The sequence below is a fragment of the Maribacter sp. 1_2014MBL_MicDiv genome (assembly GCF_001865655.1).
GTDB classification, from domain to species: domain Bacteria; phylum Bacteroidota; class Bacteroidia; order Flavobacteriales; family Flavobacteriaceae; genus Maribacter; species Maribacter dokdonensis.
Genome location: NZ_CP011318.1, coordinates 2986790 through 3003542 on the forward strand (window position 1 = coordinate 2986790; position 16753 = coordinate 3003542).

The following is a 16753-nucleotide window of genomic DNA, read 5'->3' on the forward strand; positions in this document are numbered from 1 at the left end:
TAAAAATGTAGTCAAAATTAGGTAAAGCACTCATTGGCTATATGTTAATTTTTTTGGTTAGTGCATTTTTTAAAAATACCGTAAAATCAATATAAAGACATATATCGCATAAAATAGGGTGTTAATTTTTAAAATAATTTCAGATTAAATAGTACCTATGCGTCCCTTTTTTTGAGGGTAAATGGGTTAAAAATTTATATCTAATTTCAATAAAATAACTGTATCTTAAAAAATGGAATTTATACAGACTTATGAATCTTAAAGATGGCGTAAAAACGGCTGAGAACAAGGTGTCTACAGAGGCACGTAGACTTAGTGATATGGTCAAGGATAAACGTAAATCTTTGGTAGATCGCTTAGAGTGCTTTGAAGATATTATAAGTTTAGAAGTAGGCGATACCGGTCTGCACCGTGCCAAGACTTTAGAACGTGAGTTCGATGTTCGTCAGCTTTATTTAAAATACGAAGGTGATAACCCTACCGGAACCCAAAAAGACCGTATTGCTTTTGCACAATTGTATGATGCGCTACGTCGTGAGTTTAGCGTGGTAAGCTTGGCTACCTGCGGTAACTATGGTGTGGCAATGGCGTTGGCATCTGACCTGGCGGGTATAGCTTGTAAGATTTATATACCGGAAAGTTACCATACCGATCGAGTGATAGAAATGGAAAGCCTAGGCGCAGAGATTATTCGTATACCCGGTAGTTATGAAGATGTGGTTACGGAAAGTTCAAGGTTGGCGGCAGAACATGGCTGGTATGATGCAAACCCGGGCGGTGCCAATACGCCGTTACAGATTTCTGCCTATGCGCAGATCGCACAAGAGATTTTTGAAGATTTAGGCGATGCCCCAAAATACTGTGCGGTACCCGTTTCTAACGGAACGTTGTTCGCTGGTATTTATAGGGGCTTTGTAAATCTTTACAAAAGAGGGAAGACCTCGCGTATTCCTAAAATGATCGCGGCATCCTCTGCGCATAAGAACCCTATTGTAGAATCCTATTTGCAAGGTTTAGATCATTGTAAGGATCTTAATCCTGCCGGAATAAAAGAAACCAAATACAATGAGCCATTGATCAATTGGCATAGTTTTGATGGTGAAGAGGCGTTGTATGCACTTAAGGAATCTGAAGGGCATGCCTTTAACATAAGCGATAAAAAGCTAAAGGAGATGACCTCTCTTTTACATAAAAAGGAAGGGTTCCGAATTTTACCTGCATCCACAGCGGGTTTGATCGGACTCTTAGAATTAGACGAAAAAATGAATTTTGAGCCTGACCGATTTGTGGCGGTGCTCACTGCAAAAAATTAAATATAAAAATGAAGAAAGTTATTGACGGTAAGGCACTGGTATATTGTGAGGGGGCATTTAATACGCCTAACGGTAAAACGGCACATGGGCTGGTTCGCTTTACCGAACGTTATGAGGTGGTTGGTGTGCTAGATGCTAAATATGCCGGTAGAGATGCTGGTGATGTTTTAGATGGCAGACCAAACGGAATTCCGGTTTTTAAAGATCTGGAAGCTGCTATTATAGCATTAACGGCCAGCGACAACTTGCCAAGTTATTTGGTGATAGGGCTTGCGCCAGATGGTGGTAGATTGCCACAAGTTGCAAAAGCCACTATAAAAGCTGCGTTGCAACAAGGCTGGAACGTTGACAGTGGTTTGCATGATTTTCTAACGAACGATGCGGCATTGGTGGCATTGGCCAAAGAAAAGAATGTAAGGATCAGGGATATCAGAAAAACACCAGATCGTGATCAATTGCACTTTTTTACGGGAGATATCGAAAAAGTAGACTGTTTAAAATTAGCGGTTTTAGGAACGGATTCTGCCCTAGGTAAACGTACTACTGCCTGGATTTTGGTACATGCATTTAGGAATGCCGGTAAAAAGGCGGAAATGATAGGTACCGGACAAACCGGATGGATGCAAGGCGCTAAGTATAGTATGGTGATGGATAGTTGTATCAATGATTTTGTATCGGGTGAAATTGAACATGCCGTGGTCAGTGCCTACAAGAATGAAGATCCAGATGTTATTGTCATAGAAGGGCAGGGGAGTTTAATGAATCCTGCTTACCCGGGCGGATTTGAAATTCTTGCTGCAGGTAGACCGGATTATGTTATTCTACAGCATGCACCAAAACGTTTGGAATATGATGGGTTTCCAGGATATAAAATGCATTCATTGGAAGAGCAGATCAATGCCATACAAGTGATTTCGGGTAAAGAAGTAATTGCCATTACCGTAAATCATGAAGGCATGGAGAAAAGTGAAATTCTAGAGGTATGCAAAGCAATTACCCTTGAAACTAAATTACCGGCTTTTGATGTGTTGGAGTACGGCGCAGATGATTTAATAGCCATTTTGATGTCAAAATTGAAATGAGAATAACGAACATTTCTTTTGAGCGCTTAGATTTAAAACTCTCCGATCCTTACACGATCGCTTATGAGACTATAGATCGTACCAGTAACTTTATATTAAAAGTAGAGACCGATGGTAAAATTATAGGTTATGGTTGCGCAGCGCCAGATCCTATAGTTACCAATGAAACTCCTGATGATGTTGCACATGCCATAGATAGCATTATTATACCGTATTTAAAAGGCAAGGATCCATTTACCTACGCGCTATTGCTTTTAGAACTTAAACAAGTATTGGGCAAAAGGTCTTCTGCTTTGGCAATGGTAGATTTGGCATTATTTGATATCATGTCTAAAAAAGCCGAGGTGCCTTTATACAAGTTTTTGGGTGGTTATCGCAATCAAATTGCTAGCAGTATTACCATTGGTATTATGGGTGTAGACGAGACCTTGGCTAAAGCTAATGAATTTGTAAAGCAAGGATTTGGCATTTTAAAGGTAAAAGGCGGTTCTAACCTTGAAGAGGATATTGCTAAAATGCGAATGATTCACGAAAAGTACCCGAATGTTGAATTACGGTTTGATGGTAACCAAGGTTATTCTGTAAAAGAATCGGTTGCGTTTGTGAAGGCTACTGCAGCAATTGGGGTAGAAATTTTTGAACAACCTACAAAAGTGGAGGCTGAAGAACGTTTGGGCGAAGTAATGGATCAGGTAAATGTGCCTATTATGGCAGATGAAAGTCTAAAAACATTGACCGATGCATTTCGTTTGGCACAAAATGAACGGGTAGATATGGTAAATATCAAGTTACAGAAAGTAGGTGGTATTTGGGTGGGTATGCATATCAATTCCGTAGCCAAGGCAGCTAAATTAGATGCTATGGTGGGTTGTATAGATGAATGCGGACTAGGTATTGCCGCAGGTTTGCATTTTGCCCTATCTAGACCTAATGTTAAGTATGCCGACTTAGATGGTCATTTAGATATCATTGATGATCCCTATCATTCCATTTTTAAATTGGAAAAGGGAATTTTATATCCGACCGAAAAATATGGTTTGGGTTTCTCTGAGTCGGATATGTAAAAGGATTTTTTTATTCTTCCAATTGCTCAATAAGGTTGGCAACCAAGGCTGTCCAACCTGTTTGATGCGATGCTCCCAGACCACGACCGTTTTCTCCGTGAAAATATTCATAGAATAATATTAAGTCCTTAAAATGAGGGTCTTGGTAGTATTTTTCGTAGTTCTTGTTGATTGCCCTATTGCCTTTTTCATCTTTCTCGAACATGTGGATCAGGCGTTTGCTCAACTCATCGCTCACTTGTTTAAGGTTCAGGAGTTTGTTGCTCCCGGTTGGGTATTCAAACAAAAAATCATTACCGTCATACCATTGGTATTCTCGTAGTGCTTGAATGAACAGGTAGTTCATGGGCATCCAAATAGGTCCGCGCCAGTTAGAATTTCCACCGAACAAGGGTACGGTAGATTCCGCCGGCTCATAATCAATGGAATATTCTATACCGTCAATATGAATTTGATAGGCTTTCTCATGTACTTTAGATAATGATCGTATACCATATTCACTTAAAAATTCTTTCTCATCTAAAAGTGCGGTGACCAGTTTTTGCATTCTATCCTTAGGTACCAATGAAAGCAGTAGATCACCATCTGCTTCGTATTGCTGTATTACTTCATATTTTAAGTTTTCTGCACGGTACTTTTTAAACCAAAGAACACTGGCCTTAAATTTAGGGAATTTATCCAACACACTTTTTTTAATGGTAAGTACTGCCGCTAGGGACAGCATACCTGCAATAGAGCGCACTTTAATGGTGGTAGATTGCCCATTGGGCAAGGTCAACCTATCATAGAAGAAACCTTCTACATCATCCCAAACATTTGCCTTATCGGTATCCATTTTGTTCAGGGCTTCTGCTATGAATACAAAATGCCCAAAATATTTTGTCGCCATGTCTTCATAGGTATCGTCATGTTCCGCAATACGAAGACTTATTTCTAGCATGTTTAAACTATATAGGGCCATCCAAGCGGTGCCGTCAACTTGGTCCAAGAATCCACCGCCGGGCACACCATGGCTACGATCAAAGACCCCAATATTATCCAAGCCCAAAAATCCTCCTTGAAAGACATTATTGTCATTTCTGTCTTGACGATTTACCCACCAATTGAAGTTCAAAGAAAGTTTGTTGAACATGCGTTTTAGGAACTTGATATCGGGTACACCTGTAATGGACTTATCGGTGCCGTAAATCTGTAATGTTGCCCATGCCTGTACTGGCGGATTTACATCACTGAAATTCCATTCGTATGCGGGAATTTGCCCATTAGGTGCCATATACCATTCTTTGGTGAACAGCAATAATTGATCTTTGGCAAATTCAGGATCTATAGATGCAAAAGAGGCACAGTGAAAGGCAGAGTCCCACGCCGCGTACCACGGATATTCCCAGGCATCGGGCATAGAAAGTACATCGTGGTTTCTCAATGTTTTCCAATTGCTGTTTCTTCCGTTTTTACGCTGCTCTGGTGGTGGGGTGGTTTTGTAATCGCCTTCCAGCCATTTTTCAACCTCGTAGTTGTAGTATTGCTTTGTCCATAGTAAACCGGCAAAGGCTTGTTTTAAAATCGCCTTTCGATCATCGGTTGCTTTAGGAGCTATTTCTTCATAAAATTGGGCACATTCTTCTTGTCGTGCTTTAAAAATAGCATCAAAATCTGAAAAAGGTGTATCCAGAGTATCTTCGGTCAAACGAAGTTGAAAGATTTTAGATTCACCGCCACCTATAATTTCTTGGTATAGCGGTGCAAATTTGGTCCCGGAGTTATTTTTGGTGGCCAATTCAAAATCATTGTTACAAACGGCATCATTAAATAAATCCTTTTTATATGGGTGGTCGTTTGTATCGCTATATACTTTTTTTCTGTTCGTTTCATTTTCGGTAAAGAACAACTGTGCCGCTTTTTGAAAATACAGATTGTAGCTGCCCACATAAGGGTGGTCTATGTGCACAAAGGGGTTTGTTTTGGTCCCTTTTTTAGTGATAACAGGCTTTTTGGACATTTCTTTAAATGTCCAATGATTACGCATTACCATTTGTGGTAATAGTGTTATGGGCGCTGCTTGGTTGCTTCTGTTGGTAATGGTGATTTTGATAAGAATATCGGTTTCGTCTCCCTTTGCATATTCGGTACTGACATCAAAATAGGTGTTGTCATCAAAAATACCGGTATCCAAAAGTTCATATTCCAGCTCTTTTCGATTTCGTTTTTGATTCTCGGTTATGAGTTCATTGTATGGATATGCTTTCTGGGAATACTTGTACAAGTACTTCATGTACGAGTGAGACGGTGTATTCTCTAAATAATAGTACAGTTCTTTTACGTCTTCGCCATGATTACCTTGCGGACCCGTTAACCCAAATAGGCGTTCTTTTATAATGGGATCTTTTCCGTTCCATAATCCTATGCTAAAACACATGTTGCAATAGCGGTCGCTAATACCTGCAATACCATCTTCTCCCCAACGAAAAGCGCGACTTCTGGCATGATCATGCGGAAAATAGTTCCAGGCATCGCCACCGGCACTATAATCTTCACGTACCGTTCCCCATTGGCGTTCACTTAAATACGGTCCCCATTTTAACCAGTCTTTTTCTTCTTTTTGTTGTTGTGATAAGCGGATTTTTTCAGGGTTTTTCATAAGGTAATTTTAAGGCTGCGCGCAAATCGCGGTACGCTTTATGCTACTTTGTTTATTTTATTTATTGAATTTCAACTTGTTGAATAAAAGACAAAAATTTCTTGCCAAAAGCAGTAGTTCTTGAAGATTTTAAACCATTTGAAGTAATACCGACATTTAACTCGGCAGTATTTATTAGCATAGATCTATAAAGGTCTGACCAAATTAAATTATAAAACTCATTTCGATCTTTTAGTTCAGAAAAGGCAATAACGAGAACCTTAGATAATGGTGCTGATGAAAACTTAGGAAAGTTAACTTCATTTCTGCTAAACCAATTTGTAGGATTATCAAAAAGATTTAAAATTTGGATATGCCAAATAGTAAATTCAGTTATGAATCGTGTAAAAATATTAACCTCGGAAATATCCAAATTCTCGAGTATTGCTGTATTTATAAGTGCATTTTTAAAATATATTAATTTTTCTTGTTCGCTAGTTTTGAGAGCTTCTGTTGATATTCTAATAATCGTATCAATGAAAATATCATTCTTAGATAATTCAGTCAAACTAATTGTATTGGATTTCTCAAGAATCTTTAACTTTTCTCCAACTTCTTTCATCCAAAATTCTTTTCTTTTTTCAATTGGACTTTTTAAAAGAAGAGGAAGAATTTCAGAAGCAGCACCTCCAAGTATAGGGATAGATGCTATACCCGCTTTAAGGAGTGTGTATGAAATTTCCTTTTTATTTTGGGACATATAGCTAAGTATTTTCTAGAAAAATCTAAAATGGAATTATAGGATTCTATTTAAACCGCCCTTTGCACTACTTCAAAAACCTTATTGGCATCGCACTTGATAGTTTTAGAAGGGAATTTTAATATTAAGGCGTAATCATGGGTGGCCATTAAAATGGTTCTCCCGGATTTGTTGATTTCCTGTAAAACCTTCATCACCTCTACACTGGTTTGTGGATCAAGGTTTCCGGTCGGCTCATCGGCAATGATCAGCTCGGGGTCGTTCAATAAGGCACGGGCAATGGCAATACGCTGTTGTTCTCCACCAGAAAGCTCGTGCGGAAATTTAAAGCCCTTGGTTTTCATACCTACTTTTTCTAGTACGTTTGCTACCCTTGCATCCATCTCGGCTTTATCCGTCCATCCGGTCGCTTTCAGAACAAAGAACATGTTCTGGTTAATATTGCGGTCTGGCAATAGTTTAAAATCCTGAAAGACAATACCTAGTTTTCTGCGTAAAAATGGAATGTCCTTTTCCTTTAGCGTCTTAAGATCGAACTCCACCACATGCCCTTCGCCCTTTTGCAAAGGCAAATCGCCATATAGGGTCTTCATAAAGCTACTTTTACCGCTACCGGTCTTACCAATGAGGTAAACAAATTCACCTTTAGCGATTTTTAAACTAACTTCACTAAGTACCAAGCTCTCCTTTTGAAAGATAGCCGCATCTTTAAGTTCTAAAACAATCTCTTCCATAACGCAAATGTTGATATAAAAGTAATAAGTTCCATTAGATATTAGAGTCCCCATGTTCAAATTCTTTTCTTTTGTATGGGTATTGCACATACTTAGGTACAATTTTTGCCGTTATCACATGTGATAACGGTAATTCTAAATAGTAACAGAACACTATGCTTAAACAATTCACCGCTTTTATTCCAATGGTATTGGGTTTGGTAGCTTTGGGCACAGCCCAAGAGACAAAGATCTATACCCATGAACAGAAAGCATTTCAAGACGCGCTAGCGCTATACAACAACGAACAATATCAAGCCGCACAGACTATTTTTGATAAGGTCAAAGTGTCAACAAAAGATGAGGAGACCGCTGCCAATAGCGCCTATTATTCTGCCAACGCGGCAGTGCGCTTAAACCAGATGGGTGCCGATAGGTTGATGGAAGATTTCGTTGAAAAATACCCTACGTCCACTAAACGTAATTCTGCATATGCCGATGTGGCGGAGTATTATTTTCAAACAGGAAAATATCCTTACGCCTTAAAATGGTACAACAAAGTAGATCAAAGTTCTCTTTCTCGTGGAGAGATGGATAAGTTTAACTTCAATTATGGGTATTCTTTATTTTCGTCACGCAAAACAAAAGAGGCTGAAAAATATTTGGAGAAAGTAACGACCTCTCAGGTTTACGGTTCACAGGCAAAATATTACTTAGGTTATATTTCTTATCAGCAAGATGACTATGAAACTGCAAACCAGCGTTTTGATCAAATTACGGATCAAGATGTGTTAGAGGAAAAGTTGAGTTATTACCAGGCTGATATGAACTTTAAGCTGGGTAAGTTTGAAGAGGCTATTGCATTGGCAAAAAAGCAATTGCCAAAATCTGACCGACGTGAAGTATCTGAACTGAACAAGATCATTGGGGAAAGTTATTTTAACCTAAAGCAGTATGAAAACGCCATACCTTACCTTACGGAGTATAATGGTAAAGGCGGTAAATGGAGTAATACCGATTATTACTATTTGGGCTATGCCTATTACAAAGGTGGTGATTATGCGAATGCCATTGCCCAATTCAACAAAATTATAGGAGGTACCAATAGCGTTGCACAAAATGCATACTACCATTTGGCAGAATGTTATTTAAAATTGGATAAAAAGCAGGAAGCTTTAAATGCCTTCCGTAATGCATCTCAAATGGATTACAGTGCGGAAATTCAAAAAGATGCGTTCTTAAATTATGCGCGTTTAAGTTATGAAGTGGGTAATGCCTATGAGCCGGTACCGCAAGTAATTACCAATTATTTGAAAACCTATCCTAAAGATGAGCATCAAGAAGAGATGCAGACCTTATTGGTAGATTCATACATTACCTCAAAGAACTTTGAAGGTGCCATGCAATTGTTGGAGGAGAATAAAAACTACGCCAGTAAATCGGTATACCAAAAAGTAGCTTATTATAGAGGTATTGAGCTTTTTATGGAAGGCGATTATAATGCGGCTTCAGAGAATTTTTCCAAATCATTGGGCAGTGCGGAAGACATGTTGTTCAAGGCCCGTGCCGATTATTGGAAAGCGGAGTCCGATTATTTGTCCAACCGTTTTGATGATGCGGTAAAAGGGTATACTGCATTTAAGAATAACCCGTCTGCACAAAGTACGGAAATGTATACCGATGTTGATTATAATTTGGCATACGGATATTTTAAGCAGAAAAATTATAATGAGGCCATTACCTATTTCAACGCATTTACGTCTAATGGTAATGCCGATGTAGAAAAATTAAATGATGGTTACCTACGTTTGGGCGATAGTTATTATGCGACCAGTAAATACTGGCCTGCCATAGAAACATACAATAAAGCTTTGGCTTTAACAGGACCTGAAAAAGATTATGCCTTCTACCAAAAAGCAATGAGCTATGGTTACGTGGACAGAGGTGCTAGCAAAATTGAAAACCTAGAGGAATTTGTAAGCAAATTTCCTAGATCAAGCTTTAGGGACGATGCTTTGTTTGAACTGGGTAATACGTATGTAGCCCAAGGCCAAGAGAGCAAAGGTCTAGAGGCTTATGATCGTTTGATCAGTGAATATAGGGCTAGTTCATTGGTGCCACAGGCATTAATGAGACAAGGTTTGGTCAATTATAACGCTAGCAGAAATGAGGCTGCATTGGCTAAATTTAAAACCGTGGTTAGAGATTTCCCAAAAACGCAAGAGGCTATACAGGCGGTTGCTACGGCAAAATTGGTCTATGTGGATATGGGGCAGGTAAACGAGTATGCCGAGTGGGTACGCGGATTGGATTTTGTAGAGGTAACCGATGCCGAATTGGATAACGCTACCTTCGACGCTGCCCAAAAACAGAACTTGGAGGGTAATGTTGATGCCGCTATTAAAGGGTATAAGAATTACATTCAGCAGTTCCCAACTGGTTTACATGCCGTAGATGCTAACTTCAGTTTAGCTCAATTATATTTTGGAAAAGGAGATAAGGAAGCTGCTTTACCGTATTACAAATATGTGGCGGATAGAAGCACGAGCGAGTATGCAGAGCAAGCATTAACACGTGTATGCGAGGTCTATGTCTCTAAAGACGATTACCAGATTGCATTGCCATATTTGTTAAAATTGGAGAGTCAGGCTAATATTCAGCAGAACAGAACTTTTGCACGTTCCAATTTAATGAAAGGGTATTACAAGCAAAAGAACTATCCAAAGACATTGGAATATGCGGATAAGGTATTGTCTACCCCAAGTATTGACGACAGAATAAAGAGCGATGCGCATATAATGATCGCCAGATCGGCCATTGCTACAAATGATGAGGCAAAGGCTAAAGCGGCCTATGCAGAAGTTTTAAAAATAGCTTCTGGTGCAACTGCTGCAGAAGCATTGTATTATGATGCTTATTTTGAGCATAAAGACGGTGCTTATGAAAATTCAAACGTAGCGGTTCAAAAATTAGCTAAAGATTATGCGGCGTACAAAGAATGGGGCGGTAAAGGTTTGGTGTTAATGGCTAAAAACTATTATGCCTTAAACGATGCCTACCAAGCAACCTATATTTTAGAGAGCGTAATAACCAACTTTACGCAATACCCGGAAATTGTTGCCGAGGCTAGAGCGGAATTGACCATCATAAAGTCAAAAGAGGCCAAGAGCAATTCATCTGTAGATCCTAACTAAAAGATTCACGTACACCAGTAAAAGAACACCTATGTACTACAAACATATATTTACGCTTATATTTTTAACGCTTGGCTTTCAAGTTACTTTTGCTCAAGAAGAGGAAGAGAAAGATTTGGGTACGGAAACCGTAACGGTGACCAAAGCCTACACGCCAACCGTTTCAGATGCTTTTAAAATTAAATCGGTACCAAACATGAACGATTCTATCGTTCTTCAGAAAAAACCGATCAATTACAGCATATTCTCCGTTCCGGTAGCATCTACGTTTACGCCTTCTAAAGGAACGGCATCTAAAGTAGAAAAATTACCTCCTCCGGTATTATATAATTCTTATGCTTCATTGGGCGCCGGATTGTATGGTAATGTTCTGGGCGAATTTTATACGAGTAGAACTATAAATAGAGATGAGAATTTTGATATTGGTTTCAACCATTTGTCTTCTCGTGGTGGAATCAACGGTGTAGAGCTTAACGATACCTTTTATGATACCAGGTTAGATGCATCGTATGCAAAAAGAGATAGGGATTTAGATTGGGGTGCGGCCATTGGGTTGCAACATCAACTGTATAATTGGTACGGTATTGAACCTGGTGTGTTCAGTGAAACGGATATTAATAGTATTGATGAACGTCAAAATTATTACATGGGTGAAGTAAGTGGTCACATAAACGTGGAAGATGCTTATTTTAAAAGGGCCGATTTTAAGTATAGAAGATTTTTTGATGCCGTAAGTTCCGGTGAAAACAGGGCAATTTTCAATACCGGATTTGAGTTTCCAATGAACGAAGAAACCTTTAATGCTAAAGTAAAGTTGGATTATGTTGGTGGTGCATTTGAAAATGCCAGTGTTAGTAATGCTGACAATGATAATGGTATTTCTTATGGCAATTTGCAGGTAGGTATAAATCCGTCTTTGACCATGTTGCGTGATGATATTTCCTTGAATTTGGGAGTAAATTTGGTCTACGGAATGGACTTGGAGAATAGTGAAAGTAATTTCTATATCTATCCGGCTGTAACGGCTTCGTATAGGCTGTTAGATGAAACCGTAATCGCTTATGGTGGAGTAACAGGGGAGTTAAAACAAAACTCGTATTATGATTTTGTAGAAGGTAACCCTTTTGTTTCGCCAACGTTGACCATTGCGCCAACAGATAGCCAGTACAAAGCCTATGTAGGTTTTAAAGGGCAGTTATTACCTAATTTAAGCTATAATGTTAAAGGGTCATATACCGCCGAGAACAATAAACCTTTGTATACTTTAAATCCGAGAAACGATTTTAGGTCAGATGATAAAGGATATTACTTTGGTAATTCATTTGGTTTGTTTTATGATGATATAAAGACCTTGGGTATTTTTGGGGAGTTGAATGTAGATGTTAACCGTAATTTTACCGCAGGTGCAAATGTTGAGATCTATGATTATAATACAGAAACGGGCAACCCGGCATGGAACCTTCCAAATTTACAGGCTTCTTTGTTTATGGATTATCAAATAGGTGAAAAATGGTATGCAGGTGTTAACTTGTTCTATGTTGGTGAGCGTGAAGATTTTTCATCCACGGTAGTACAAAATGCACAACCAAGTGAATTTCCCGCAACCCTTATTACTTTAGATGGGTATTTTGATGCCAACGCCCATGTTGGATATCGTTACACAGATCAATGGTCGTTCTTTATAAAGGGAGCCAACCTTTCAAATAACGATTATCAACGTTGGTCTAACTTTCAGGTACAAGGAATTCAAATTTTAGGAGGCGCAACCTATAAGTTCGACTTTTAACAACAATTCATTTATAAATGACAACGCCCAAGTGTCGGATGCTTCTGATACTTAGGCGTTTTTGGTTTTAGTATATTTTTAACACATTAAAACAAACCTCAAATAGTTCACTTCGTAAGTATGGGCAATTCAACTATTAAACCCAATATAAATTATGAAGAAATCTATTTTTTATTTAGCAATACTTATAGGTGCCCTTTTCATTGCTTCTTGCAGTGATGATGATGACGCCATCGTAGATATGAATCCAGATGCCACCTGTGATGATGGTGTAATGAACGGTGATGAAACCGGTATTGATTGTGGTGGTTCTATGTGCGAACCTTGTGGAGACGGAATGACAGTTTTAGGACGTAGAACTGATCTTTTTGTTACCAATAACGAAAACGGAAACATATCAAGATATAGCGTTACCGGAGATTCTTTGGTTACATATATGACCACAACTACGGCTGCAGAGGGTATTTATTATGATGCTACGGCCGATATGGTCTATCAGGCATCTAGAAGCGACTTAGAATTAGAAGCATTTGCGGACATTAATACATTAATTGATGGTGATGCCATTACTTCTTCCTTCACAGGAGCGGCAGATTTGGAAAGCCCAAGAGAATTAGCGGTAAACGGAAGTTCTTTTGTAGTGGCCGATAATGGGTCTAACAAATTCTTTGTATATGAAAATACAGGCAGCGGATTTACACTGATGAATACCGTTGTAGTACCGTTCCCGGTTTGGGGTATTACTTTTAAAGGTGATGATTTATACGCTGTTGTTGATACTACGGGCGACTTGGCAGTTTATTATGATTTTCTTTCTAACGCCAACTCGGCTATTTTAAGACCTTCTAAAAGAGTTACTATTGAAGGTATTGTAAGAACACACGGTATTACTTATGATGGTACGGATGATGTTATGGTATTGACCGATATTGGTGATGCTACAGATGCAAACACAGATGGTGGTTTTCATGTAATTTCAGAATTCTCATCAAAATTCGATGCATTATCAGATGGTGAATTATTACCCATAGGAATGCAGGTAAGAGTAGCGGGTTCATCAACTTTAATGGGTAACCCTATTGATGTTGCCTACGACTCTGAAACCGATGCAGTATATGTTTCTGAAATAGGAAATGGAAAAGTATTAGGATTTACCTCTATAGGTTCTGGTGGCGATGTGTCTCCGTCTTTCAACAAAGATTTGGCAATGGCTTCATCTATTTATTTCAGTAGTGATGAAACAGATGGTAATACAGGAGATTCTAGTGACGCTAGGGCAACAAGATTATATGCGACGAGTACTGCCAATGGTGATGTAAGTATTTATGACGGTTCTGGTATGCTAGCTAAAACTGTTGCCACAGGATCTGATGCTACAGAAGGTATTTATTATGATGCTTTTAATGATGCTATAATACAGGCTTCAAGATCTGGCTTGGCGTTGGAGTTTTATGGTAGTTTTTCTGCGGTAACCGATCTTGCAAATATTGCTGCGGATTTTTCAGGTAGTGCGGAGTTGGCTAGCCCTAGGGAAATTGCTGTTTTTGGTAATAAGGTGGTAGTGTCAAGTAATTCGGAAAATAAGTTCTACGTATATGAATATAACGGTTCTAGTTTTAGTTTGTTGAATACTTTTGATGCCGGTTTTAACACTTGGGGAATTACTTTTATGGGCAATAGCTTATTGGCTGTAGTAGATAACACAAGTGATTTAGCTGTGTATGACAATTTCTTGACCGCTTTTTCCGCTGATGGTGCTATTACACCAACAAAAAGAATTACGGTAGACGGTATTGTAAGAACACACGGTATAGATTATAGCGAAGCTGATGATGTGTTGGTGATGACGGATATAGGAGATGCTGCAGATGCCAATACAGATGGTGGTTTTCAAGTAACCCAGGATTTTTCGGCTAAATTGACAGCAATAAATGACGGCGGTTCATTGGCCTTGTCCGAGCAAACAAGAGTTGCCGGTTCTTTAACTGAAATGGGTAACCCAATAGATGTAGCTTACGACCACAAAACAAAAACAGTGTTCATTGCAGAGATAGGTAACGGTAAGGTACTTTCCTTCTCAGATGCTTTAAATGCTAGTGGTAATGTTACACCAGCGGTTAGTAATGATCTTGCTTCTGCTGCATCAATTTACTTATACAACAATTAAAGGTAAAAATAAGGTTTGGTTTTTATTGTTAGTAAGGCCCTTCTTTGAGATGAGAAGGGCTTTTTTTATGCGTAAAATTTGGCAAAACGGCCATATTTTATCTTTTCTGTATTTTAGGGAAACTATTTAATGCGCATGTTAACTATAAGACCATATCTAAATCTTCTGCTTTTGCTTGCGCTGTGCATACCATTTTTTTTAGCGAGTCAGAATTTGGTATTGAACCCTAGTTTTGAAAACTATAAGCAATGTCCCGTTGCATTGGGCAATTTGGAAAAAGATGTGATACATTGGAAAATGCCCACTAAAGGGACTACGGATTATTTTAATGGTTGTAGTGTAGCTATGGGTACTCCCGAGAATTTTAATGGCAAACAACCTGCAGATTTCGGTGAAGGTTATGTCGGATTTTATATGTACGCCCCCAATGACTATCGTGAGTATATTGAAGCGCAATTAAGCTCTACGTTGGTAAAAGGCGAACGCTACACAATTTCTTTTTATGTAAGCCTGGCGGAACGATCAGACTTTGCGGTCAAAGAATTTGGTATCCGTTTTACCGAGCTTCCTGTTGAAGTTGCTACGAATAAGGTGTTATCTGGGTTACAATTTTCTAAATTAAAAGGAGAAAAATCCAAAGAGCTAGTAATATCCTATTCCAAATACTATTCCGATGAAATTAAGTGGGTGAAATTGACCACCACCTATGAAGCCAACGGAACCGAAAACTTTATGGTCATCGGTAATTTTAAAAACAATAGGCGCACACAGAAATATCAGACCAAAAGGGAAATAACAAAAGGTTCTTACTATTATTTAGATATGGTCTCTGTGTATAATGTGAACTCAGAACCGTTAAGTGATCATGTTCAATTAAAAGAATACGAGTTAGACAGTATTCATGTTTTTAAAGATGTGTATTTCAATTCTAACAAAGCTAAGATAAGAGGAGACCATCAACTGGAAATGGAACTATTGCTGTTTTACTTGAAGAAAAATTCTACTGTTCATATTGAAATACGTGGACATACCGATGATATTGGCTCTGATAGTTTTAACCAAAAATTGTCAGTAAGACGTGCAAGCGAAATCGTTGGCTATTTGACTGAAAACGGAATAGGCATAAATAGGATATCCTCCATAGGTTTGGGTAGTTCAATGCCAATAGCCACCAATAAAACGGAAGCCGGTAGATTTCTCAACCGGCGTGTAGAATTTGTACTTCGTAATCCTAATTAATAATCTGAATATTCTGTTGGGTACAATAGGTGAATATCTGCGTGACTAACAGTGTTTTGGTATTTGTCTAACACAGAAATTTCCTTCCATTTATCGGACGATCCAAAATCTTTCCAAAGAGCATCTCTTTCTTTCATGTTACTAAATGTTGTCATATACATGAGATTGGGCATCTTATCTCCAGAAATGACATCGGCATAAAAAACCGCATTAAAACCTAAATTTTCAAAAAGTATCACTTCGCCGCCCTCGTTGAACATATCTACTTTTCTACGGTACATGGCTTCTGTTGGTCCTTCGTAACTTCTAAGTTCATATACTCGGTTTGCTCGTGGACCATCTACCGTGCTGGGCTTCATTTTTGGCATATCGGAAAATGCACGTAACAACACTGAGCTGATGCGTTCATAAGGTTTGTTGTCGTGCGCTGCATTAATGTATTCATCACCCGCGGATAAATGGGTTTTATCTACCGCTAGCATAGCTTCTAATTTATTGAACTCCGCCAAGGATTGAAACGGAATTAATACGTAGATTTTATTGCTTATTGTAAACTTGCCGGGTATTATCTTAAAGACGCCAATATTGTTGATTCCCATTCTTTTTAACGCTGGTAAGTAGGCATTTTTTAGGTAATGGTCTACCATATTTTCTTGAGTATCGTTCTTTATGGTATATGTTTTTAGTTGGTAATATTCCTGTTCTTGTGCAAAACTTGTAAATGAGCCGCAAGTGATAAAAAACAATAAAACGATTGATAGCGTAAACCTATACTTCATGAAATTTGAATTTGGATTAAAACAACAAGTTAATGATAA

11 protein-coding genes are annotated in these 16753 nt (G+C 38.5%); 7 read left to right on the forward strand and 4 right to left on the reverse strand.

Going from position 1 to position 16753, the window contains the following annotated elements; genetic code table 11:
• The first annotated feature begins 251 nt into the window (after positions 1 to 251).
• Genes YQ22_RS12585 through YQ22_RS12595 form a run of 3 tightly spaced genes read left to right on the forward strand, consistent with a single transcriptional unit; the run spans position 252 to position 3459 of the window.
• Positions 252 to 1313, forward strand: coding sequence for a pyridoxal-phosphate dependent enzyme (locus YQ22_RS12585; protein WP_071341477.1), 1062 nt, complete (start codon positions 252 to 254; stop codon positions 1311 to 1313).
• A gap of 8 nt (positions 1314 to 1321) precedes the next feature.
• Positions 1322 to 2395: a DUF1611 domain-containing protein gene (locus YQ22_RS12590; protein ID WP_071341478.1), complete on the forward strand. Its 1074-nt coding sequence runs from the start codon at positions 1322 to 1324 to the stop codon at positions 2393 to 2395.
• Positions 2392 to 3459, forward strand: a complete 1068-nt coding sequence (locus YQ22_RS12595; RefSeq protein WP_071341479.1) for a mandelate racemase/muconate lactonizing enzyme family protein — start codon at positions 2392 to 2394, stop codon at positions 3457 to 3459. Before YQ22_RS12590 ends, YQ22_RS12595 begins: the two co-directional genes overlap by 4 nt.
• 10 nt (positions 3460 to 3469) lie before the next feature.
• Here YQ22_RS12595 and YQ22_RS12600 read toward each other — a convergent pair whose 3' ends face one another.
• From YQ22_RS12600 to YQ22_RS12610, 3 genes are all read right to left on the reverse strand, one after another.
• On the reverse strand, positions 3470 to 6097 hold the full coding sequence (locus YQ22_RS12600; RefSeq protein WP_071341480.1) for an MGH1-like glycoside hydrolase domain-containing protein: 2628 nt from the start codon (positions 6095 to 6097) through the stop codon (positions 3470 to 3472).
• A gap of 61 nt (positions 6098 to 6158) precedes the next feature.
• Positions 6159 to 6836 carry a hypothetical protein gene (locus YQ22_RS12605; protein WP_071341481.1) on the reverse strand — a complete coding sequence of 226 codons (678 nt, stop codon included), beginning with the start codon at positions 6834 to 6836 and terminating at the stop codon, positions 6159 to 6161.
• Between the two features lie 50 nt (positions 6837 to 6886).
• The gene (locus YQ22_RS12610) at positions 6887 to 7570 is read right to left on the reverse strand and encodes a cell division ATP-binding protein FtsE (RefSeq protein ID WP_058103679.1); all 684 of its coding nucleotides are present in this window, start codon (positions 7568 to 7570) and stop codon (positions 6887 to 6889) included.
• A gap of 155 nt (positions 7571 to 7725) precedes the next feature.
• Between YQ22_RS12610 and YQ22_RS12615 the strand changes: the two genes are divergently transcribed.
• The 4 genes from YQ22_RS12615 (at position 7726) to YQ22_RS12630 (ending at position 15935) form a co-directional block, all read left to right on the forward strand.
• A complete protein-coding gene (locus YQ22_RS12615; RefSeq protein ID WP_071341482.1) occupies positions 7726 to 10743 on the forward strand; it encodes a tetratricopeptide repeat protein in 3018 nt (1005 codons plus the stop codon).
• 31 nt (positions 10744 to 10774) lie between these two features.
• The gene (locus YQ22_RS12620) at positions 10775 to 12529 is read left to right on the forward strand and encodes a TonB-dependent receptor (RefSeq protein ID WP_071341483.1); all 1755 of its coding nucleotides are present in this window, start codon (positions 10775 to 10777) and stop codon (positions 12527 to 12529) included.
• Between the two features lie 154 nt (positions 12530 to 12683).
• Positions 12684 to 14696, forward strand: a complete 2013-nt coding sequence (locus YQ22_RS12625) for a hypothetical protein (RefSeq protein WP_071341484.1) — start codon at positions 12684 to 12686, stop codon at positions 14694 to 14696.
• A 135-nt stretch (positions 14697 to 14831) separates the two neighbouring features.
• Entirely contained in the window at positions 14832 to 15935 is a 1104-nt protein-coding gene (locus tag YQ22_RS12630; protein ID WP_198033481.1) for an OmpA family protein, read from the forward strand.
• On the opposite strand, the gene YQ22_RS12635 is transcribed toward YQ22_RS12630, so the two are convergent.
• Positions 15932 to 16714, reverse strand: coding sequence for an NIPSNAP family protein (locus YQ22_RS12635; RefSeq protein ID WP_071341485.1), 783 nt, complete (start codon positions 16712 to 16714; stop codon positions 15932 to 15934). The genes YQ22_RS12630 and YQ22_RS12635 overlap by 4 nt on opposite strands.
• Between the last annotated feature and the right edge of the window lie 39 nt (positions 16715 to 16753).